Below are 23105 nucleotides of genomic sequence, written 5' to 3' on the forward strand. Positions count from 1 at the left end.
GTCGCCCACGACGAAGCGGTGGACCAAGGGTGTCCGGCCGGCGTGCGTGACCCGGGTCGGCGGCGTTGGTCGTTGCGCGCGTACGGCTCGAAAACCTCCGCCGCGGACGCCTCCAACTCGCCATGCAGCGCAGCCGTCTCCTCCTGAGTCACGCTCGATGTCGGGGCAGAAGTGCCCGGGCCGCGACGGGGGACGGCGCGGCCCGGGCCGACAACAGGCTCAGTGTGCTGCCGAAGGGGCGGCCACAGGCGAACGCACGACGAGCTCGGCAGGGCCCAGGGGTCGGGCCGCTCAGCCTGTCTCCCGGGACGGAGCCGGCAGCGCACGTACGAGGGAGGGCGGAGTGCGAGCCCATGCCTCGGTCCTGGAGCAGCCCGCCGTCGTCCATGGGCATCCGTCCGCCGGCCTCGCCCCCGCCTGCCATCGATGACCAACCCGTACCCGCGCCATGGCCACCGCCCTGCCTGAGGGCCGTGGGGCGACACGAACGACCGCGCACCGGTTGCTCGGTGGCCCCAGAAGCCCCCTAATCCCGAGCGAGCGGCCCCAGAGCCGCGCTGCAACGACCTCCGTGTCTCCGTCCCGACGCGAGGCTGAGGTCTCCCACAGGAACGACACACCGGAGGAACCCGTGCGCCGTCGACTGTTCACCACCGCCGTGACGTCCGCAGCCCTCGCCCTGTGCGCGCTGGCCGCCACACCGGCGGCGGCCGTCCCGGCCGACAAGAACCAGGTGCTCGCCGCCTGGACGCAGACCAGCGCGAGCAGCTACAACGCGTGGGCCGCGGCCCACGCCAACCAGGGCGCATGGAGCGCCTACGCCTTCAACTGGACCACCGATCTCTGCTCCAAGTCCCCCGACAACCCCTTGGGCTTCCCGTTCGACAAGTCGTGCGCCCGGCACGATTTCGGCTACCGCAACTACAAGGAGGCAGGAGCCTTCCCCGCCAACAAGGCACGCATCGACAACGCCTTCCACGCCGACCTCAAGAGAGTCTGCGCGGCCTACAGCGGTGTGAAGCTGACCTCCTGCAACGCGACCGCCTGGGTGTACTACCAGGCGGTCGTCAACCTCGGCAGCTCCCCGGTGGTGGGCTGACGGTCCGCGGTGCCCGGCACGGCCTGTCGGACCGTGCCGGGCACGGGACGTCGGCCGGAGATCCGCGGCGGCGCACCGGCCGGAGGCCCGGCCACTCAGGCGACCTGAGGACCGCTCAAGACCGGTTGGAGAGCCTTGGTCCATCCTTCCGGCCTCCGGTTAACTGACACGATGGCGCTCACACCGACAGCCCAACCGGCCACCACGCCACGACGGTCCGGCAGCCCGGGAACCGGCACCCGCGACACCCACCCCGCGCGCTGCGACCGGACCAGGCCGCAGGGCACGGTGCCCCACTGGTACGCGGCACCCCACTGGTACGCGGCGCCCTCCGCCACCCGCCCCCGCGACCCCCGCACAGCCGAACGGCTCCTGCGCTCCACCGCACCGGCTCCCGCTGCGTACCCACGCCTGTTCCACGCGGCCCGCGTCCTGCTGCACACCGGCAGGCCCCGTCGGACGGCAGCCTGGTGCGCGAAACTCCACCCGGCCGTCCAGGCACCCGCCTGGACGGCCGCGTTCCGTGCCCTGGGCTCCGAAGCACTGCTCCAACTCGGCGACCTCACCGCCGCCGAGCACGAAGCAGCCGCAGCACAGAACGCCACCGGCTCACAGCACACGCCCCTGTGTCTGTGGCCCACAGCGCTGCGCGCGAAAGCCCTCATGGCCCAGGGACGGTACGAAGAAGCCGCCGCGCATCTCGAGCAGTCCAGCCCCGAGCCCACCTGGCAGAGCCTGCCCTGGCTGCGCGCCCGCGGCCGTCTCCACCTCGCCGCACACCGCCACCAGGAGGCCCTCGCCGCCTTTGGGGCCATCGCCCGCCTGGCCCGCCGGTACGACACCGGCCGGCTGCCCCATCTGCCCTGGCGCAGCGACGTCGCCGAGACACTGCTCCGGCTCGGCCGCGTCGACCAGGCCCGCGCACTGCTCGTCGAGGAGCTCGCGGCGGCCCCCACCATCGGCCCCCGGTACCACGGCATCGCCCTGCGCCTGCTCGCCGCCACGGAAGAGCCCGCGCTGCGTACCCGGACCCTCGCCCGTGCCGCGACCGAACTGCGTCGCTGCGAGGACCGTCCCGAACTCGCCCGCGTCCTCGCGGACTTCGCCCACACGCTGGACGTGATCGGTGAATCCTCCGCCGCCGACGCGTTCCTGCGAAAGTCCACCCACCTGGCGGCCGACTGCGACACCGTGCCACCGTGCGGCCCGATCCGGCACGCCGCCGCCTGACGCACCGTCGAAGCCGGCTCGTCCGCTCCGCCACCGGCTTCGCGAGCCGGGCCTCGGCGGCGTACGCGAGGAGAGCGTGGCCGGCATCCCGCACAACGGTGGCCGCCGGGTGGTAACAGCTGTTGCCGTGCTCGTACGGCAAAGACACAGTCGGGTGCGCGAGTCGAAGACGAGGTCGCGGAACTCGCCGGGGCCCGAGCCAGGGACCGTGGACTGAACGTGGGCGACTGCATCGCCCGGCTCGTCCGGGAAGACGCCGACGGCCTGCGCGTACGCGGCCTGGACGCCGCCCCGCGCTTCCTCGACGAACACCGGGCACTCTTCGATGAGGCGGAGGACGCAGAGCGGACCACCTAGGACCCACGCCGCGTAATGGACCTGCGCATCGACGTCCGCCGCTGGTTGGAGCGCTCCAGCATGGCCGTCGCGGCCGCAACCGGCGTCCTGTACCTCGAGGCGTCCGGCATTCCCCTCAAACCCAGCCGAGAGGACGCGATCGCCCTGCGTGACCTCCTCCGCGACCCCACCTGCACCACCGCGGGAATCGCGGCCCTGCTGCGTTCCTGGCCGACGGCCACCTGACCGGCACCCCCCAGCAGCCGCGGCGGACGGCTTCCCGTACCTGCCTGGACCCGCCCGGGCAGGCTACGCGCCGCCCTGCCCTCACTCAGCCAGGTGACTTGCCGGAGATTCCCACCAGGCCCGGTTGTTCCGGTACCAGGCGATCGTACGGTCGAGTCCGTCCTCGAACCGGTGGAGCGGGGTCCAGCCCAACTCTGCGCGGATCTTGCCCGAGTCCACCGAGTACCGCAGGTCGTGTCCCTTGCGGTCGGGGATCGCCAGCACGCTGCTCCAGTCCGCCCCGCACGCGCTGAGCAGTCGTTCCGTCAGTTGCCGGTTGGAAAGCTCCTGCCCGCCGCCGATGTTGTAGACCTCGCCGGCCCGCCCGTCCCGCAGGATCGCGAAGAGCGCGCGGCAGTGGTCCTCGACGTGCAACCAGTCTCGGACGTTGAGCCCGTCTCCGTAGAGCGGGACGGTGCCGCCGTCCAGCAGGGACGTGGTGAACAGCGGGATGACCTTCTCGGGGAACTGGTAGGGGCCGTAGTTGTTCGAGCACCGGCTGACCCGCACGTCGAGCCCGTGGGTGCGGTGGCAGGCGAGTGCCAGCAGATCGGAGGACGCCTTCGAAGCGGCGTACGGGGAGGTGGGACGCAGCGGCTCCTCCTCCGTCCACGATCCCTCGGCCACCGAGCCGTACACCTCGTCGGTGGACACGTGCAGGAAGGTCGGGCGTTCCTGGAGCGCCGCGTCCAGCAGCGTCTGCGTGCCCAGCACGTTGGTGCTGACGAACTCGCCGGCGCCCGCGATGGAGCGGTCCACGTGGGACTCGGCGGCGAAGTGCACCACGGCGTCGTGACCGGGCACGAGCTTGGCCACGAGCGTCGCGTCCCGGATGTCGCCGTGGACGAACTCGAGACGCCGGTCCTCGGCCAGCGGAGCGAGGTTCTCGCTGTTGCCGGCGTAGGTGAGGGCGTCGAGCACGGTGACGGACGAGACCGGGGCGGGTGCCTCCGGACCGAGCGCCATCCGGACGAAGCACGAACCGATGAAACCGGCACCACCGGTGACGAGGATTCTCATGGCGTGATCTGTACCTTGCTGTGGTCGCCGAGGACGAGACGGTGGCTGCGCGGGAGGTTCTCCGCGCGCGTCACCTGGGCTTCCCTGCCGATCACCGAGGACTCGATCCGGCCGACACCCCTGATCGACGAACTCTCCAGCACGATAGAGAACTCGATCTCACTGGCGTCGATCACACAGTTCCCCGCCACGGACGTCGAGGGTCCGATGTACGAGGCGGTCACCTCCGTGCCGGCGCCGATCACGGCCGGACCGACGATCCGCGACCGCGAGACCACGGCACCCGGCTCGATCCGGACCCTGCCGATGATCTCGCTCTCCGCGTCCACGTCTCCATCCATGGAGGGCTCCAGCAGATCCAGCACCGCCCGGTTGGCCTCCAGCAGCTCGGTGATGCCGCCGGTGTCCTTCCAGTAGTTGCTGATCATGCTGGAGCGCACGGTGCGGCCCTCGTCGAGGAGCCACTGGATGGCGTCGCTGATCTCCAGTTCGCCGCGCGCCGACGGATCGATGGACCGTACGGCCTCGTGCACCGCGGGGGTGAAGAGGTAGATGCCGACGACGGCGAGGTCGCTGGCCGGGTCCCGGGGCTTCTCCTCCAGCCGGAGCACCTGTCCGTCGGGGGCGACGTCCGCCACGCCGTAGACGGTGGGGTCCTCCACGCGGGCCAGCATGATGCCGACGTCGGGCCTCTCGGCTTCGAAGTCGCGGACCAGGTCGTGGATGCCGCCGATGATGAAGTTGTCGCCCAGGTACATGACGAAGTCGTCCTCGGCGAGGTAGTCGCGGGCCACCAGAACCGCGTGCGCCAGACCGAGCGGCTCGTCCTGCGGAATGTAGGTGATCTTGGCACCGAAGGCGCTGCCGTCTCCGAGCGCGGTTCTGATCTCCTCGGCGGTGTCGCCCACGATCACACCGATGTCGGTGATGGAGGCGTCCACGAGCGTCTCGATGCAGTAGTGGAGCACGGGTTTGTTGGCCACCGGGACGAGTTGTTTGGCGCCAGTGTGGGTGAGCGGGCGCAGCCTGGTTCCGTAGCCGCCCGCGAGTACGAGTGCCTTCATGACGTATCGTCCTTGCGCTGCCTCGACCCCCACGGAGCAAACGGGCGGAAAAAAACCGGGCCGTGACGGGGGACTGACACGACCCGGCGCCTTGACGGGCTCATGTGGCGTCGGCGCGGAACGCTTGGTGCAGGCGCGGAACACTGAGCCTCACCGGAAGCTACGCAGGGACGACCACCGGCGGAAACCCCTACCCTTCGCGTCTCGCCGGGTCTCCGGGCTCTCCCGCAGCGCATCCCGCGGACGTAGGGGTTGAGGCTAGGGGTGCGTCTCGCCGTAGCGTGACGGTCGGGGCGGACGGGCCGTCCCACGCGCGGTGGGGTGACGGATGTCCGAACTCGAAGCGGAGCGCAGAGCGCGTTACCAGGCGACCGTGGTGCAGGAGTACCTGCGCAGGACGGCCGAGGAGGGCGATCCGTACGCCGCCATCCTGCTGGTACCCGACAGTCCCTACCCGCTCTACGAGCAGCTCCGCGAGCGCGGGGCGCTCCACCGCAGCGCGGTGGGCGCCTGGACGACCGCCAGTCACCGTGTCGCCAACCGGATCCTGCGGGACCGGCGCTTCGGAGTCCGTACGGCGGACGGGGCCAAGCCCCCCGAGTTCATGCCGTTCGACAACTCCATGCTCGGACTCGACCCGCCGGACCACACCCGGCTGCGCCGGCTCGCCACCCCCTCGCTCAACCCGCGCAGGCTCGCCCATTGGCAGCCGCACGTCGAGCGGTTCACCGGCGAACTGGTCGACGAGATGCTGGCGGGTCGCGACCAGGTCAACTTCATGAGGGCCTTCGCCCAGCAGCTCCCGTTGCGGGTGATCGGCGATCTGGTCGGCATCCCGCCCCGCCACCGGCAGTTGTTCTTCCGGCTCAGCCGCCGCATGGCCTATCTGCTCGACGGCGTGGCCACCGTCCAGGCCGCGCGGGGCGCGGCGGCGGCCATCGAGGAGATGACGGTGATGTTCCACGACATCATCGACGAACGGAAGGCCGACCCCCGCGAGGACCTGATCAGCGATCTGCTCCCGGCGGTCGAGGACGGACGGCTGACCATGGACGAGATGGTCCCGCTGTGCATGTTCCTTCCGCTGGCCGGTACCGAGACCACCGTCAACCTGATCGGCAACGGACTGCTCGCCCTCCTGGAGAACCCCGAGCAGTGGGACATGCTGGTCGCCGATCCGTCACTGGCACCCGCTGTCGTACGTGAGACCCTGCGCCACGACCCGCCGGTGCAGCAGTACCGCAGGATCGCGCACACCGACCTCGAGCTGGAGGGCGAGCTGATCGCCGCCGGCGAGGAGGTGGCGATCTGCGCGGGCGGGACCAACCGGGACCCCGAGGTCTATCCCGACCCGGGACGGTTCGACATCACCCGGGACCCCGGGCCGGAGAACCTGGCCTTCTCGGCGGGCATCCACTTCTGCCTCGGCGCCGCGCTCGCCCGGATGGAGGCGGAGACCGCGCTCGCCGCGCTCGCCACCCGGGTGCCGGGGATCCACCGGGCCGGACCGGTGCGCAGACGCGGGTCCTTCATCATTCGCGGGATGCTCCAGTTCCCCGTCGGTCTGCGCTGAGCACCGCGGGCCGCGGTGGCGGCCCCGTGCGCGGGTGAGCGCCCGAGATAAGGGGCGGTCACGCCGGGTAGGGGTTGCCCGCCTTCGCGGGCCGTCCATAGCGTCGCGGACGCGGATGTCCTGAATACGGCACCCGCGGCATGGCGGCTCCGGGTGGACCGTGGCCGAGCGGCAGCCTGGGAGGTACCGGGAAAATGGCAGAAGACGAGACGCTCCGGGATTATCTCAAGCTGGTCACGCTCGACCTGCGCAGGACCAAGCAGAAACTGCGCGACCGGGAGGCCGCCGACCAGGAGCCGATCGCGATCATCGGCATGAGCTGCCGCTACCCGGGCGACGTCAACACGCCCGAGGACCTGTGGCGGCTGGTGGCCGAGGGACGGGACGCGATCTCCGGCTTCCCCACGGACCGCGGATGGGACCTCGCCAGGCTCTTCGACGGCGACCCCGACGGCGAGGGCCACAGCTGTGCGTGTGAGGGCGGATTCGTCCACGACGCGACCGCGTTCGACGCCGACTTCTTCGGTGTCTCCCCGCGCGAGGCCCTGGCCATGGACCCGCAGCAGCGCCTGCTGCTGCGGGCGGCCTGGGAGGCGTTCGAGGACGCCGGCATCGACCCCCAGTCGGTCCGCGGCACCCGCGCCGGGGTCTTCGCGGGCAGCAACGACCAGAGCTATCTGCGCCTGCTGGCGGGCGAACCGGGAACCGCGGGACACCAGTTGACCGGTGGCGCGACCGCCGTGATCTCCGGCCGGGTCTCCTACACCATGGGCCTTGAGGGGCCCGCGGTGACTGTGGACACCGCGTGCTCGTCGTCGCTCGTCGCCCTGCACCTGGCCTGCCAGTCGCTGCGCAACGGTGAGAGCACCCTCGCGCTGGCCGGTGGCGTCACCGTCATGGCCACCCCCGGCGTCTTCACCGAGTTCAGCCGGCAGCGCGGGCTCGCGGCCGACGGCCGCTGCAAGTCCTTCGCCTCCGCTGCCGACGGCACGGGCTGGTCCGAGGGCGTCGGTGTCCTCCTGCTGGAACGGCTCTCCGACGCCGAACGCAACGGCCACGAGGTCCTGGCCCTGGTGCGCGGCTCGGCCGTCAACCAGGACGGCGCCTCCAACGGGCTCACCGCCCCCAACGGCCCCTCCCAGCAGCGCGTCATCCTCCAGGCGCTCGTCGGCGCCCGCCTCTCCCCGTCCGACGTGGACGTGGTCGAGGCGCACGGCACGGGTACGAAGCTCGGCGACCCGATCGAGGCGCAGGCCCTGCTCGCCGCCTACGGCCAGGACCGGCCCGAGGGACGCCCGATGCTGCTCGGCTCGGTCAAGTCCAACATCGGGCACGCGCAGGCCGCGGCGGGCGTCGCCGGCGTCATCAAGATGGTGCAGGCGCTCCGAAACGAGCAACTGCCCCGCACGCTTCACGTGGACGAGCCGTCCGCGCAGGTGGACTGGTCGGCAGGCGAGGTGGAACTGCTGACCGAAGCGCGAGCCTGGCCCCGCGGTGAGCGGCCGCGCCGGGCGGGCGTCTCCTCCTTCGGCGTCAGCGGCACCAACGTCCACACCATCATCGAGGAGGCCCCCGCGCCCCCTGCCGGTGAGGAGCCGACCGGCGCGGAGGCCGATGCCGGGCCGGTGGCGTGGCCGCTGTCGGGCCGCTCAGCCGACGCGCTGCGCCGACAGGCGACCCGGCTCCTGCCGGTGGCCGCCCAGGCGGACCCGGCGGACCTGGCCTACTCGCTGGCGACGGGGCGGGCGGCGTTGGAGCATCGGGCGGTCGTCGTGGGTGGCGACCGTGAGGAGCTGCTGGCCGCATTGCGTGCGCTGGCTGCGGGGGAGTCCTCTGCGCAGGTCGTCTCCGGAGTGGTGCGCGGTGGGAAGACGGCGTTCCTGTTCTCGGGTCAGGGTGCGCAGCGGGTGGGGATGGGGCGTGAGCTGTACGAGGCGTTCCCGGTGTTCGCGGACGCGTTCGACGCGGTGTGTGCGCGGGTGGATCTCGAACGGCCTTTGCGGGAGGTGGTGTTCGGGGAGGATGCGGAGCTGCTGGCCCGGACGGTGTATGCGCAGCCTGCGCTGTTCGCGGTCGAGGTGGCGTTGTTCCGGCTGGTGGAGTCCTGGGGTGTGACCCCGGACGTGCTGGTGGGTCATTCGATCGGCGAGCTGGCTGCCGCGCACTGCGCCGGGGTGCTGTCGCTGGACGACGCGTGTGCTCTCGTCTCCGCGCGTGGCCGGCTGATGGACGCGTTGCCGTCGGGCGGTGCGATGCTGGCCGTGGAGGCGGCCGAGGACGGGCTGGAGCTGCCCGACGGGGTGGACCTGGCGGCCGTGAACGGGCCCATGTCGGTGACCGTTTCCGGTGACGCCGATGCGATCGCGGTGCTGGAGGAGCGGCTCCGGGCACAGGGCGTACGGGTCAAGCGGCTGACCGTCTCCCACGCGTTCCACTCGCACCTGATGGAGCCGATACTCGACGAGTTCGCCACCGTCGCGGAATCGTTGACGTACAACCCCCCGACCGTCCCGGTCGTCACCACGGCGCCCGGCGACCTGGCGACCCCGGACTACTGGGTCGGCCAGATCCGCGAGCCCGTCCGCTTCGCCGACGCCGTACGCCAGGCCCACGACGCCGGCGCCACCCGCTTCCTCGAACTCGGCCCCGACGGCACCCTCTCGGGCCTCGTCCCGCACGTCGCCGAGGACGCCACCGCCGTCCCCGCCCTGCGCTCCGCGCAGGGCGAGCACGCCACGCTGCTGCGGGCCCTCGCGGGTGTCCACGCGCGCGGCGCGGACCTCGACCGGTCCGCCGTGTTCGCGCGCGGTGGCGGCCGGCGGATCGCGCTGCCCACCTACGCCTTCGCCGCCGACCGCTACTGGCCGTCCGGGGTCTCCTGGGCGGGCGATGTCACCTCCGCCGGTCTCGGTGTCACCCATCACCCGCTGCTGGGCGCGGGCATCGCGCTCGCGGAGGACGACGGGTACCTCTTCACGGCCAGGCTCTCCCCGGTCGCCCAGCCCTGGCTCGCGGAGCACCGCGTGCACGGCCGCATCGTGCTGCCCGGCACGGCGTTCGTGGACCTGGCGGTGCGGGCCGGTGAACAGGCGGGCACCGAGCAGCTGGACGAGCTGGTCCTGGAGGCGCCGCTGACCGTGCCTGAGGACGGCGGCGTGCAGGTGCAGCTCGCGGTGGGCGCGGCCGACGACGAAGGCAGGCGGACCCTCACCGTCCACTCGCGGCGCGAGGACGGCGCCGCCGGCGACGGCTGGCCCGACCGCCCCTGGACCCGGCACGCCGTCGGCGTCCTCGCGCCCCGCCCCCGGGTCGTCGCCGAGGACCGCGAACTCGCAGGTGAGTGGCCGCCCGAGGACGCCGTTCCCGCCGACCCGGCCGCGCTCTACGAGCGGCTCGGGGCCGCCGGTCTCCAGTACGGCGAGCTGTTCCGCGGCGTCATCGCCGCGTGGACGCGTGGCGATGACGTCTTCGCCGAACTCGCCCTGCCCGAAAGCGCCGCCACCGGCTTCGGGCTGCATCCCGCCCTTCTCGACGCCGCGCTCCAGTCGGCCGCCGTACGCGGTGACGACGGCGAGGCGGGCCTGCCCTTCTCCTGGACCGGGGTGGTGCTCTGGGCGTCCGGGGCGAGGGGCCTGCGGGCCAGGATCTCGCCCGCGGACGGCGGGGACGGCCTCCGCATCCTGGCCGTCGACCCCGCCGGCAGCCCGGTCGTCACCGTGGACCGGGTGGTCACCCGGCCCGCACCCGCCCTCGGCGACGAGCCGCTGCGGCACGACGACCTCTACCAGCTGGACTGGACGCCGGTCCCGGCGGCCGGGACCGAGCCCGGTGAACTCGCCCAGTTCGGGGGCGGGGAACCGCTCGTCCCCAGGGCGGGCACGCTCGACGACCTCGCAGACAGCGACCGGACGCCCACCCATCTGGTGCTGTCCGCCTGCCCGGACACGCCTGCCCGCACCGACGCGCAGGCCGTACTCGAGCGGACCTCCGAGGCGCTCGGACGGCTGCGCTCCTGGCTCGCCGACGAGCGGTACGCCGGCACCACCTTGGTCGTGGCCACCCGTGGCGCCGTGCAGGCGGAACCCGCCGACACCCTGCCCGACGTGGCGGGGGCCGCCGTATGGGGCCTTGTGCGCTCGGCGCAGTCGGAGCACCCCGACCGGATCGTGCTGGTCGACCTCGACACGGCCGGAGGCGACGACGACCGGGCGCTCGCCCGCGCCGTCGCCTCCGGCGAACCGCAGACCGCCGTACGCGGCACCACCGTGCTCGCGGCACGGCTGATGAGGGCCCGGCCCGGCCTCGTACCGCCCGCCGAAGGGGCGTGGCGGGTGGGGGTGTCGGTGCGGGGTGCGGTGGAGAACGTGGCTTTGGTGGCGGCGCCGGATGTGGTGGAGCCGTTGGGTGTGGGTGAGGTGCGGGTTGCGGTGCGTGCGGCGGGGGTGAATTTCCGTGATGTGCTGAATGTGCTGGGGATGTATCCGGGTGAGGTGGCGGTGGGTGGTGAGGCCGCTGGTGTGGTGGTGGAGGTGGGGCCGGGGGTTTCCCGGTGTGTGGTGGGGGACCGGGTGTTGGGGTTCTTCGGTGGGGCGATGGGTCCGTTGGCGGTGACGGATGAGCGGTTGGTGGCTCCGGTTCCGGCGGGTTGGTCGTTTGTGGAGGCGGCGGCGGTGCCGATCGCTTTTGCGACGGCGTATTACGCGTTGGTGGATCTGGCGGGGTTGTGTGCTGGTGAGCGGGTGTTGGTGCATGCGGTTGCCGGTGGTGTGGGGATGGCGGCGGTGCAGGTTGCTCGTCATCTGGGGGCGGAGGTGTTCGGGACGGCTTCGCCTGGCAAGTGGTGGGTGACGGGTCTGGGGGCGGAGTGTCTGGCGTCGTCGCGGGATGTGTCGTTCGAGGGGGTGTTCCGGGAGCGGACCGGTGGGCGTGGGGTGGATGTGGTTCTCAACGCGTTGGCTGGTGAGTTCGTGGATGCGTCGGCCCGGTTGTTGGTTCCGGGTGGGCGGTTTGTGGAGATGGGCAAGGCGGATGTGCGTGATCCGGGGTCCATGGGTGGGTGTGTTTATCGGGCGTTCGATCTGGGTGAGGCGGGGCCGGAGCGGATCGGGGAGATCCTGCGTGAGGTTTTGCGGTTGTTCGCCGAGGGTGTGTTCGTGTTGCCGCCGGTGCGGGTGTTCGATGTGCGGCGGGCTGCGGATGCGTTCCGTTTCGTGGGTCAGGCGCGTCATGTGGGCAAGGTCGTGCTGTCGGTGGCGCGGGAGTGGGATCCGGCGGGTACGGTCCTGGTCACGGGTGGTACGGGGGCGCTGGGCGCACTCACCGCCCGCCACCTGGTTCTCGAACACGGCGCGCGTCACCTGCTGCTGACCGGGAGGCGCGGCGCCGAAGCCGACGGCGTGGAAGCGCTGACCGCCGAACTGCACGCCCTGGGCGCCGAAGTCACTGTCGCGGCCTGCGACGTCTCCGACCCCGAAGCCGTCGCGACCCTGCTCGCCGGCATCCCGGAACAGCACCCGCTCACCGCCGTCGTGCACGCGGCCGGCGTCCTCGAGGACGGCCTGGTCGAGTCGCTCACCGAGGACCGGCTCGCGGCCGTCCTCGCGCCCAAGACCGCGGCCGCCGTCCTGCACGAGGCGACCGCCGGTGCCGACCTGGCCGCCTTCGTCACGTACTCCTCCATATCCGGCACCCTCGGCAGCCCCGGGCAGGCCAACTACGCCGCGGCCAACGCCTACCTGGACGCGCTCGCCCACCACCGGCACGCCCGTGGACTGCCCGCGCTCTCCCTCGCCTGGGGCGCCTGGACCGGCGTCGGCGGCATGGCCGACACCCTCACCGAGTCCGAAGCCGCCCGCATCAGCCGCTCCGCGTTCCCGCCGCTGAGCCCCGAGCGCGGCCTCGGTCTGCTGGAGACCGCCTTGGCCCTGCCCGGCCCGGCGCTGCTCCCCGCCGTGCTGGACACCGCCCGGCTCACCGCCTCCCCGGCGGCGCTGCCGCCGCTGCTGCACGGCCTGGCCCGCCCCGCCCGGCGGGTCGCCGACCGCTCCGCCGCCACGGGCGGGCTCGCCGAACGACTGCGCCGACTGCCCGAGGAGGAGCGGGCCCGTACCGCGCTCGAACTCGTCCGCGGCCAGGTCGCGGCGGTGCTCGGCTTCGCCTCGCCGGAGGCCGTGGACCCGTCGCGGCCGTTCAAGGACCTCGGCTTCGACTCGCTGACCTCGGTGGAGCTGCGCAACCGGATCGGCCAGGCGGCCGACCGCAGGCTGCCCGCCACGCTGGTGTTCGACCACCCGACCCCCGAGGCACTCGCCGCCCATCTCGTGACGGAGATCCTCGGCGACTCCGCCGCCCCGGTGCCGGCCGCGCCCGTCGCGACCCCAGGAGCGGCGGACGACGACCCCATCGCGATCGTCGGTATGGCCTGCCGCTTCCCCGGCGGGGCCGACACCCCCGAGGCGCTGTGGCGGATCGTCGCCGACGAGACCGACGCCATCGGCGACTTCCCCACCGACCGGTCCTGGGACCTGGCCACCCTCTACGGCGAGACCGAGGAGCCCGGCGACCGGCGGACCTTCGAGGGCGGCTTCCTCTACGAGGCCGCCGGATTCGACCCGGCCTTCTTCGGCATCTCTCCGCGCGAGGCGCTGGCCATGGACCCGCAGCAGCGGCTCCTCCTCGAGACCTCGTGGGAGGCCGTCGAACGAGCCGGCGTCGATCCGGCGCGGCTGCGCGCCAGTTCCACCGGCGTGTACATCGGCACGGCCACCTCCGGGTACGGCATCGGCCGGTTCGACGTACCCGAGGGCTCCCGCCCGCACATCCTCACCGGCACCGCGACGAGCGTCATCTCCGGCCGGCTGGCCTACACGTTCGGGCTCGAAGGACCGGCGGTGACCGTGGACACCGCGTGCTCGTCGTCGCTCGTGGCGCTGCACCTGGCCATCGGCGCGCTGCGCCGCGGCGAGTGCACGATGGCCCTGGCGGGCGGCGCCACCATCATGACGACGCCGAGCATGTTCGCCGACGCCGCGCAGGGCGGCGCGCTCGCGCCCGGCGGCCGCTGCAAGGCCTTCTCCTCCGACGCCGAGGGCACCGGCTGGGGCGAGGGCGTCGGGATGCTCCTGGTCGAACGGCTCTCCGACGCACGGCGTAACGGGCACCCGGTCCTCGCCCTGGTGCGCGGCAGCGCGGTCAACCAGGACGGCGCGTCCAACGGCCTCACCGCGCCCAACGGACCCGCCCAGCAGCGCGTCATCCGGGCGGCGCTCGCCGACGCGGGCCTCGACACCGCCGACGTGGACGCGGTCGAGGCGCACGGCACCGGGACGGAACTCGGCGACCCCATCGAGGCCCAGGCCCTGATGGCGACGTACGGGCGCGGACGCGACGAGGAACAGCCGCTCTGGCTGGGGTCGGTGAAGTCCAACATCGGGCACACCCAGTCGGCCGCCGGCGTCGCCGGGATCATCAAGATGGTCATGGCCCTGCGCCACGGCGTGCTGCCGCGCTCCCTGCACATCACCGAGCCCAGCCGGCACGTGGACTGGGACGGCAGCGGCGTCCGGCTGCTGACCGGGAGCCTGGAGTGGCCGGACGCGGGACGTCCGCGCCGAGCGGCCGTCTCGTCGTTCGGCATGAGCGGGACCAACGCCCACACCATCCTGGAGCAGGCCCTTCCGGAGCCGGTGCCGGTCACGGACGTACCCGACACCGTGCCCGACTCCGAGCCGGGGACCGACTCGGATTCGCGGGTCGACCTGCCTTGGCTGCTCTCCGCTCGGACCCCCGACGCCCTGTGCGCCCAGGCCCGACGGCTCGCCGACCACCTCGACGCCCACCCCGCGCTCTCCGACCGCGACGTGGCCCACTCCCTGGCCGCCACCCGCTCCCGCTTCGAGCACCGCGCCGTCCTCCTCGGCCCCGGCCACCGCGAGCGGTTGACCGCCCTCGCCGACGGCGTACCCGCGCCGGGACTGGTGACGGGGACGGCGGCGCGGACCGGCCGGGTCGCGTTCGTCCTGCCCGGCCAGGGCTCGCAGTGGCCCGGCATGGCCGATCGGCTGCTGGACGAGTCGGCGTCCTTCCGGGACACGTTGCGCACCTGCGCCCAGGCGCTGGAGGAACACCTCGACTGGTCCGTCGAGGACACGCTGCGCGGCCGGCCCGGGGCCGCGGACCTCGGCCGGGTCGAGGTCATCCAGCCCGTGCTGTTCGCGATGATGGTGGCGCTCGCCGGGCTCTGGCGCGAACACGGCGTCGAACCGGAGGCCGTGGTCGGCCACTCGCAGGGCGAGATCGCCGCCGCCCACCTCGCCGGAGCCCTCACCCTGGAGGACGCCGCGCGGATCGTCGCCCACCGCAGCCGCCTGCTCTCCCGGGTGGTCGGCCGGGGCGCGATCGCCTCCGTCTCGCTGCCCGCGCACGAGGCCGAGGCGCGGCTGGAACGCTGGGCCGGCGCGCTCAGCATCGCCGCCGTCAACGGGGTGTCGTCCGTCTCCGTCGCCGGCGACGAGGCACCGCTGGACGAGTTCCTCGCCGCGTTGGAGGCCGACGGCGTCCGCTGCCGCAAGCTCCGCATCAAGGGCGCGGCGCACTCGGTCGTCGTCGAACCGCTGCGCGAGGAGGCCCTCGAGGTCCTGGCGCCCGTACAGCCGCGCGCCTCCCGCATACCCTTCTACTCCACGGTCACCGGCGGCCTGCTCGACACCACGACGCTGGACGCGGAGTACTGGTACCGCAACATGCGGCAGACCGTGCAGTTCGCCCCGGCCACGCGCGCCCTGCTCGCCGACGAGTTCGGTGTCTTCGTCGAGTGCAGCCCCCACCCGGCGCTCGGCGGGTCCGTCCAGGAGACCGCCGAGGACGCCGGCGCACCCGACCCCGTGCTGCTGACCTCGCTGCGCCGCGAGGAGCACGGGCTCGAACGGTTCTCCGTCTCGCTCGCCGAGGCGTTCACCCGCGGCGTCGAGCCCGCCTGGCCGTCCCACGGCGCCGCTGTGGACCTGCCCACCTACCCCTTCCAGCGGGACCGCTACTGGTGGGAGCCCGCCCCCGAGGAGACGACCGCCCCCGCCGGGAGCGGCACGGCCGAGGAAGGCCGGTTCTGGGCCGCCGTGGAGGGCGGCGACACCGAGGCGCTCGCCGAGTCCCTGGGCACCGATGCCCTCGCCCCCGTACTGCCCGCGCTCGCGGCATGGCGGCGGCGTTCCCATGACCGGTCCACGGTGGACGGCTGGCGCTACCGGGTCGAGTGGAAGCCGCTGCCCCTCACCCCCGCACGGCCCGAGCTGACCGGCACCTGGGCGATCGTCGCCGGTCCGGTACAGGAGGAACTGGGCGGCCGGCTCGCCGCACTGGTGGCCCAGGCCGGCGGTGAGGCCCACGTGACCCCGCCCGCCGGACCGCCCGAGGAACAGCCGCTGTCCGGGGTGATCTCACTGCTCGCCCTCGACTCCCGCCCGCACCCCGACCACACGGGCATCAGCACTGGAGCCGCACAGAACCTCGCCCTGCTGCGCACCGCGGCCACCCGCCCCGCCCCGGTGCCGCACTTCCTGATCACCAGCGGCGCCGTCTCCGTCGGCCGCGTGGACCCGGTACGGGACACCGCGCAGGCCGCCACCTGGGGGCTGGGCCTGGTGGCCGGACTGGAACGGCCCGAGAGCTGGGGCGGCCTCGTCGACCTGCCCGAACAACCGGACGACCGGGTCCTGAACCGGTTGCTGCGGCTGCTCGCGCGGCAGTCCGCGAGCCCTGGGGAGTCCGACGGCTCCGGTACGGAGGACCAGCTGGCGCTCCGCCCCGCCGGGGTCTTCGTCCGCCGCATGGTCCGGGCACCGCGGAGCACGCCGGTGCGGTCCTGGCAGCCCGGCTCCACCGTGCTGATCACCGGTGGCACCGGCGGCGTCGGACGCCATCTCGCGCACCACATGGCCGACCGGGGCGCACGCAAGCTCGTCCTCACCGGCCGCCGCGGCCCGGACGCCCCCGGCGCCCGGGAACTGGCCGCCGAACTGACCGACCGGGGCGTCGAGACGATCGTCGCCGCCTGCGACGTCACCGACCGGGACCAGGTCGCCGCGCTCCTCGCCGAGCACCCCGCCGACGCGGTGATCCACGCCGCCGGCGTGCCGCAGGCGACCGCCCTCGCCGACTGCGACGAGGCCGAGTTCGCCGCAGTGGCCGCCGCCAAGACCGAGGGCGCCCGGCATCTGGACGAACTGGCCGGTGACGTCGGCACGTTCGTACTCTTCTCCTCCGGCGCGGGAGTCTGGGGCGGCGCGGGTCAGGCCGCCTACGCGGCGGGCAACGCCGTGCTCGACGCACTCGCCCTGAACCGGCGGGCCCGTGGCCTGTCCGCCACCGCCGTCGCCTGGGGCGGCTGGGCCGAGGGCGGCATGGCCGACGACGGGCACGCCGCCGCCGAACTCGGACGGCGCGGGCTGCACGCCATGGAACCGCGCCTCGCCCTCGAGGCGCTCGACCAGGCGCTGGACGCCGACGAGACCTGCCTGACCGTCGCCGACATCGACTGGGCACGCTTCACGCCCGGCTACACGGCGGCCCGCGCCCGGCCGCTGATCATGGACATCCCGGAGGCCGAGGCGGCGCTCGCGGCGCCCGCCGGCCAGGCCGACGGACCCGGCGAGGTCGACGCCCTGCGCGACGCGCTCCTCGCACTGAGCGGGCCGCAGCGGACCCAGCACCTGCTGGATCTCGTACGCGGGCACGCCGCCGCCGCGCTCGGCTACACCGACTCCGCCAAGATCGAGGCCGACCGCGCCTTCCGTGACCTGGGCTTCGACTCGCTGATGGCCGTCGACGTGCGCAACCGCCTGCAGACCGCCACCGGCCGCAAGCTGCCGCCCACCCTGGTGTTCGACCACCCCACCCCCACCGACCTGGCCGCCCACCTCCTTGCCGAGGTGCTCGGCGAGCAGGCGTCGGCCGAGGTCACCGCGGCCCGCGCCACCGGCACCGCCGAGGACGAGCCGCTGGCCGTGATCGGAATGAGCTGCCGCTACGCCGGCGCCGACTCGCCCGAGGACCTGTGGCGGCTGGTGCTGGACGGCGTCGACGCCGTCGGGCCCTTCCCGCAGGACCGCGGCTGGGACCTGGACAACCTCTACGACCCCGATCCGGACCGCCCCGGCACCTCCTACGTAAAGGAGGGCGGATTCCTCACGGACGCCTCCCACTTCGACGCGGCCCTCTTCGGCATCAGCCCCCGCGAGGCCGTCGCCACCGACCCGCAGCAGCGGCTGCTCCTCGAGGCGACCTGGGAGGCGATGGAACGCGCCACGATCGACCCGTCGTCCCTGCGGGGCAGCGCGACCGGCGTCTTCGTCGGCACGTCGTTCGTCGGCTACGGCATCGGGGCCCAGCAGGCGGGCAGCGAGGCCGAGGGCTTCTTCCTCGCCGGTACCGGCACCGCCGCCGCGTCCGGCCGCATCTCCTACACCTTCGGCCTCGAAGGACCCGCCGCCACCGTCGACACGGCCTGCTCGTCCTCCGCCGTGGCCATCCACCTCGCCTGCCAGGCACTGCGGCAGAACGAGTGCGACATGGCGGTCGCGGGTGGCGCAGCCGTCCTGGCCACCCCCGCCTCCTTCACGGAGTTCAGCCGCCAGCGCGGCCTCGCGCCCGACGGACGGTGCAAGCCGTTCGCCGCCGCGGCCGACGGCACCGGCTGGGGTGAGGGGGTCGGCGTGATCCTGGTCGAACGCCTCTCGGACGCGCTGCGCAAGGGGCACCCGGTCCTCGCGCTGATCCGTGGCACCGCCGTCAACCAGGACGGCGCGTCCAACGGCCTGACCGCCCCCAGCGGTCGCGCCCAGCAGAAGGTCATCCGCCAGGCGCTGGCCAACGCCGGCCTGGACACCGACGACATCGACACCGTCGAGGCGCACGGCACGGGCACCACCCTCGGGGACCCCATCGAGGCGCAGTCGATCCTGGCGACGTACGGCGTGAACCGTCCCGAGGACCGGCCGCTGTGGCTCGGCTCGGTGAAGTCCAACATCGGGCACACCCAGTCGGCCGCAGGCGTCGGGGGCGTCATCAAGACGGTCATGTCGCTGCGCGAGGGCATCCTGCCCAAGACGCTGCACATCGACGAGCCGACCCCGCACGTCGAGTGGTCCACGGGCGCGGTCGAGCTGCTGACGGAGACCACCCCCTGGCCGGACACCGGCGGCCGCCCCCGGCGGGCCGCCGTGTCCTCCTTCGGCGGCAGCGGTACCAACGCCCACCTGGTCCTTGAGCAGTACGTGGCGGAGCCCGCGGCCGGCCAGGACCCGGAGCGCGTCAGCGAGCCCGGCAGCGACCCGGCATCCGTGGACGCCCCGGCATCCGTGGACGCCCCGGCGTCCGAGGGCGCCCCCCTGGCCGGCGGCACGTCCGTGGCCGGCGTCGTCCCCGAACTCGACGACGTGGTGGCGCCCTGGATCCTGTCCGCCCGCGGCGCGGAGGCACTGCGCGCCCAGGCCCGCCGGCTCCTGGAGCACCTGGACACCGCCCCCGCCCATCCCGCCGACCTCGCCCACTCGCTGACCGCGGGACGCGCCCTGCTCGAACACCGAGCCGCCATCGTCGCGACCGACGACACCGACCGTCGCGCCGCGCTGGCCGCCCTGGCCCGCGGCGAGGCCGCTCCGCATCTGGTCCGCGGCGCCGCACGGCCCGGAAAGGTCGCCTTCGTCTTCCCCGGGCAGGGTGGCCAGTGGGCGGGCATGGCGGCCGAACTGATGGACAGCTCCGAGGTCTTCGCCGCCGAGCTGTACGCGTGCGCCGAGGAACTCGCCCGCCACGTGGACTGGTCGCCGATCGACGTACTGCGCGGCGCCGCGGGCGCCCCGCCGCTCGACCGGGTCGACGTGACACCGGCCGTGCTGTTCGCCGTGACGGCGGCGCTCGTCGCCCTCTGGCGGGCGCACGGCGTCGAACCCGACATGGTTCTCGGCCACTCGCAGGGCGAGATCGCCGCCGCCTACGTCTCCGGCGCGCTCACCCGCGCGGAGGCGGCCCGGATCGTCGCCCTGCGCGGCACCGTACTTCTCCCGGTGGCCGGCCTGGGCGGCATGGCATCCGTGGCCCTGTCCCCCGACAGGACCCGCGAGCTGCTGGAACCGTGGGGCGCACGGCTCTCCCTCGCCGGGATCAACGGCCCCGCGTCGTCCGTCGTCGCCGGGGAACGCCAGGCGCTCGACGACTTCCTCGAGGCCTGCCAGAGGGACGGCGTCCGGGTCCGACGGGTCCGTGTGGACTTCAGCTCGCACTGCGCCCAGGTGGAGCCGATGGCCGAGGAGCTGGCACGCCTCGTCGCCGACCTCGAACCCCGCACGGGCACCGTGCCGTTCCACTCCACCGTCACCGGGGAACGGACCGACGGCACGCTCCTCGACGCCACCTACTGGCAGCGCAACCTCGCCACCCCCGTCGACCTGGACCGGGGCGTGCGCGGACTGGTGGAGCAGGGCGCCCGGTTCCTCGTGGAGGTCGGCCCGCACCCGGTCCTCGCCCCCGCGCTCGGCGAGATCCTCGACGACATCCCCGGCCTCGACCCGGGCGAGGTCACCGTGCTCGGCACCCTGCGCCGCGACGAGGGCGGCATGGAGCGCTTCCTCCTGTCCGTCGCCGAACTCCACGTGCACGGCGGCGCCGCCGACCTCACCGCGCCGCTCGCCGGGCTGCCGGTACGGACCGTCGCCCTGCCGCCGTACCCCTTCCAGCGCGAGCGCTACTGGCTGGAGCCCGCGCCCGCAGGCACCGGCGATCTCGGCGCGGCGGGCCTGGGCAGTACGGGACACCCGCTGCTGACCGCCGCACTGACACTCGCCGACGGCGCGAGCACCGTGTTCACCGGCCGGCTCTCGCTGCGTACCCACCCCTGGCTGGCCGACCACGCCGTCCTCGGCACCGTGCTGCTGCCGGGCACCGCGTTCGTGGAGATGGCCCTCCACGCCGGCGCGCAGGCCGGCTGCCCGGTGCTGGAGGAACTGGCCCTGGGCGCACCGCTGGTGCTCGGCGAGCACGACTCCGTCGCGGTGCAGCTCACGGTCGGCGCCCCCGGCGAGGCAGGCCGCCGCGAGGTGTCCGTCCACGCACGCGACGCCGACCTGCCGGACGCCCCGTGGGTCCGGCACGCCAGCGGCACCCTGGCACCCGCCGCGCAGACCGCGCGGCCCGCCACCGCACTCTCCGCCTGGCCCCCGCCGGGCGCCGAGCCGCTCGCGCTCGACGGGTTCTACGAGGGAATCGCCGATGCCGGATACAGCTACGGCCCCGCCTTCCGGGGACTGACCGGAGCCTGGCACCGCGACGGCGAACTCTTCGCCGAGGTACAGCTCCCCGACGGCGTGTCCTCCGACGGCTTCGCGCTCCACCCGGCACTGCTCGACGCCGCCCTGCACGGCATCGGGCTGCTGCGAGGCATGCGCGAAGGGGACGGGGACAGGACCGACCGACCCGCCGAACTCCCCTTCATGTGGCGCGAGGTGTCCCTGCCCGCCACCGCCTCCAGGGTGCTCAGGGTGCGTCTCACCGAGTCCGGCGACGGCGTCGGCCTCGCGCTCCACGACGACACCGGCGCACCGGCCGGCGGCGTGGGCGCCCTGGTGGCCCGCCCGGTCGGCACAGAACTGTCCGCCGCCCGGCGCGGCCTGGCCACCACCCTGTTCCAGGTGGAGTGGGCGACCGAGCTCGCCCTCCCGGCCGCCGCGACCGGCGACGACGGGTATGCCGTCGCCTCGTTCACCGACGGTGTCCCGGGCGCGGACCCGGCCGCCGCGGTCGAAGCGGCCGTCACCCGGGCCCTCGCCCTGGTCCGCGACCGGCTGGCCGACGAGCAGCACGCCGCACAGCCCCTGGCCGTGGTCACCCGCGGAGCCGTCGCCACCGGCGACGACGACCTCACGGACCTGGTCAACGCACCCGTACGGGGCCTGATCCGCTCCGCCCAGGCCGAGCATCCCGGCCGGTTCCTGCTCGTCGACCTGGACCCGGCCGCCGGGCCCGAGGCCGGCACCGACCCCGCCGTGCTGCGCGCCGCCGTCACCGCCGCACGGGACGGGGGCGAGACCGAGGTCGCCGTACGGGACGGCCGGGTCCTCGCGCCCCGGCTGGTCCGGATGCCCGTCCCCGAAGCGACGGAACCCACCGGCCTGGACACGCCCGACGGCACGGTGCTCGTCACCGGCGCCACCGGCACCCTCGGCCGCGCCCTCGCCCGGCACCTGGCCCAGCACCACGGCGTACGCCACCTGCTGCTGCTCAGCCGGAGCGGTCCGGACGCGCCCGGGGCGGGTGAACTGGTCGCCGAACTGTCGGAGCTGGGCGCCGAGGCCACCGTGGCCGCCTGCGACATCGCAGACCGCGAGGCACTGGCCCGCATCCTCGCGGAGATCCCCGACGCGCACCCGCTGACCGCCGTGGTGCACACCGCCGCCGTCCTGGACGACGGTGTGCTCACCGCCATGACGGAGGAGAGCGTCGCCCGCGTGCTCGCGCCCAAGGTGCGGGGCGCCGTCAACCTCCACGAACTCACCCTGGACAGCGAGCTCTCGGCGTTCGCGCTCTTCTCCTCCGCCGCAGGTGTGCTGGGCGGCGCGGGGCAGGGCAACTACGCGGCGGCCAACGTCTTCCTCGACGCCTTCGCCGCGCACCGCCGCCGGCTCGGGCTGCCCGCCGTGTCGCTGTCCTGGGGGCCGTGGGCCGAACGCACCGGACTGACCGAGACGCTCACCGAGGCCGACGTACGCCGGGTCGCGCGATCCGGCATGGGCGCCCTCACGACGGAGGACGGCATGGCCGCCTTCTCGGCGGGCTGCGCGGCCGGCCGGGCACTGGTGGTGCCGGTGGCGCTCCAGCCCGCGGCGCTGCGTGGTCGCACCCCGGTGCACCCGCTGCTGCGTGTCCTGGCGCCTCGCCAGGAGCAGCGGGCCGCCGCAGGGTCCGGCGACCCGGCCGCGCTGCGGACCCGGCTCTCCGGAGCCCCGGAGGCCGAACAGCGGCGCATCCTGCTCGACCTGGTACGCGGCCAGCTGGCCGCCGCCCTCGGCTTCGCCTCGCCGGGCGCCGTGGACGCCGACCGGGGCTTCCTGGAGATGGGCCTGGACTCCCTCACCGGGGTCGAGCTGCGCAACAGGCTCTCCGCCGCCACCGGGCTTCGGCTGCCCGCCACGCTGGTCTTCGACCACCCGACGGCCGCCGACGTCGCCCGCCACCTCCGCACCGAGCTGGCTCCCGAACCGGGGCGGGCGGTGGACGGCCTGCTGGCCGAACTCGCCCGCCTGGAGGCAGGGCTGGAACAGGTCGAGGCCGACGACGAGGACCGGGCCCGGGTGGCGGCCCGGCTGCGGGCGCTGGCCGGCCGGTGGAGCGGCGGGCAGGACGCCCGGGACGAACAGGAGAAGGACCTGGACGCCGCCTCGGCGGACGAGGTCTTCGCGTTGCTGGACAACGAGTTCGAGACGTCGTGAGAGGACGCGGACAGCAGATC

At 73.8% G+C, this 23105-nt stretch carries 7 protein-coding genes and 1 pseudogene; 6 read left to right on the top strand and 2 right to left on the bottom strand.

The features are described 5' to 3' along the window. The first annotated feature begins 631 nt into the window (after positions 1 to 631). The 4 genes and pseudogenes from K1J60_RS44850 to K1J60_RS44865 form a co-directional block, all read left to right on the top strand. Positions 632 to 1099, top strand: coding sequence for a phospholipase (locus K1J60_RS44850; protein ID WP_259408404.1), 468 nt, complete (start codon positions 632 to 634; stop codon positions 1097 to 1099). 171 nt (positions 1100 to 1270) lie between these two features. After that, the gene (locus K1J60_RS44855) at positions 1271 to 2329 is read left to right on the top strand and encodes a tetratricopeptide repeat protein (protein ID WP_220652056.1); all 1059 of its coding nucleotides are present in this window, start codon (positions 1271 to 1273) and stop codon (positions 2327 to 2329) included. A 219-nt stretch (positions 2330 to 2548) separates the two neighbouring features. Continuing rightward, entirely contained in the window at positions 2549 to 2686 is a 138-nt protein-coding gene (locus K1J60_RS46685; protein ID WP_259408405.1) for a hypothetical protein, read from the top strand. A 39-nt stretch (positions 2687 to 2725) separates the two neighbouring features. After that, positions 2726 to 2911 (top strand): annotated as a pseudogene (locus K1J60_RS44865) (fic family toxin-antitoxin system, toxin component); the annotation flags it as partial. Positions 2912 to 2992: 81 nt separating this feature from the next. Here the strand turns inward: K1J60_RS44865 and rfbB are convergent. Then, positions 2993 to 3970, bottom strand: a complete 978-nt coding sequence (gene rfbB, locus K1J60_RS44870) for a dTDP-glucose 4,6-dehydratase (RefSeq protein ID WP_220652057.1) — start codon at positions 3968 to 3970, stop codon at positions 2993 to 2995. Further along, a complete protein-coding gene (locus tag K1J60_RS44875; RefSeq protein WP_220652058.1) occupies positions 3967 to 5034 on the bottom strand; it encodes a glucose-1-phosphate thymidylyltransferase in 1068 nt (355 codons plus the stop codon). The genes rfbB and K1J60_RS44875 overlap by 4 nt, the downstream gene beginning before the upstream one ends. 328 nt (positions 5035 to 5362) lie before the next feature. Here K1J60_RS44875 and K1J60_RS44880 point away from each other — a divergent pair, with 328 nt between their 5' ends. Then, complete coding sequence (locus K1J60_RS44880) at positions 5363 to 6607, top strand: cytochrome P450 (RefSeq protein ID WP_220652059.1); 1245 nt, start codon at positions 5363 to 5365, stop codon at positions 6605 to 6607. A gap of 140 nt (positions 6608 to 6747) precedes the next feature. After that, positions 6748 to 23085: a type I polyketide synthase gene (locus K1J60_RS46690; protein ID WP_450167386.1), complete on the top strand. Its 16338-nt coding sequence runs from the start codon at positions 6748 to 6750 to the stop codon at positions 23083 to 23085. Positions 23086 to 23105: the final 20 nt, after the last annotated feature.

This window comes from Streptomyces akebiae, assembly GCF_019599145.1.
Taxonomy (GTDB): domain Bacteria; phylum Actinomycetota; class Actinomycetes; order Streptomycetales; family Streptomycetaceae; genus Streptomyces; species Streptomyces akebiae.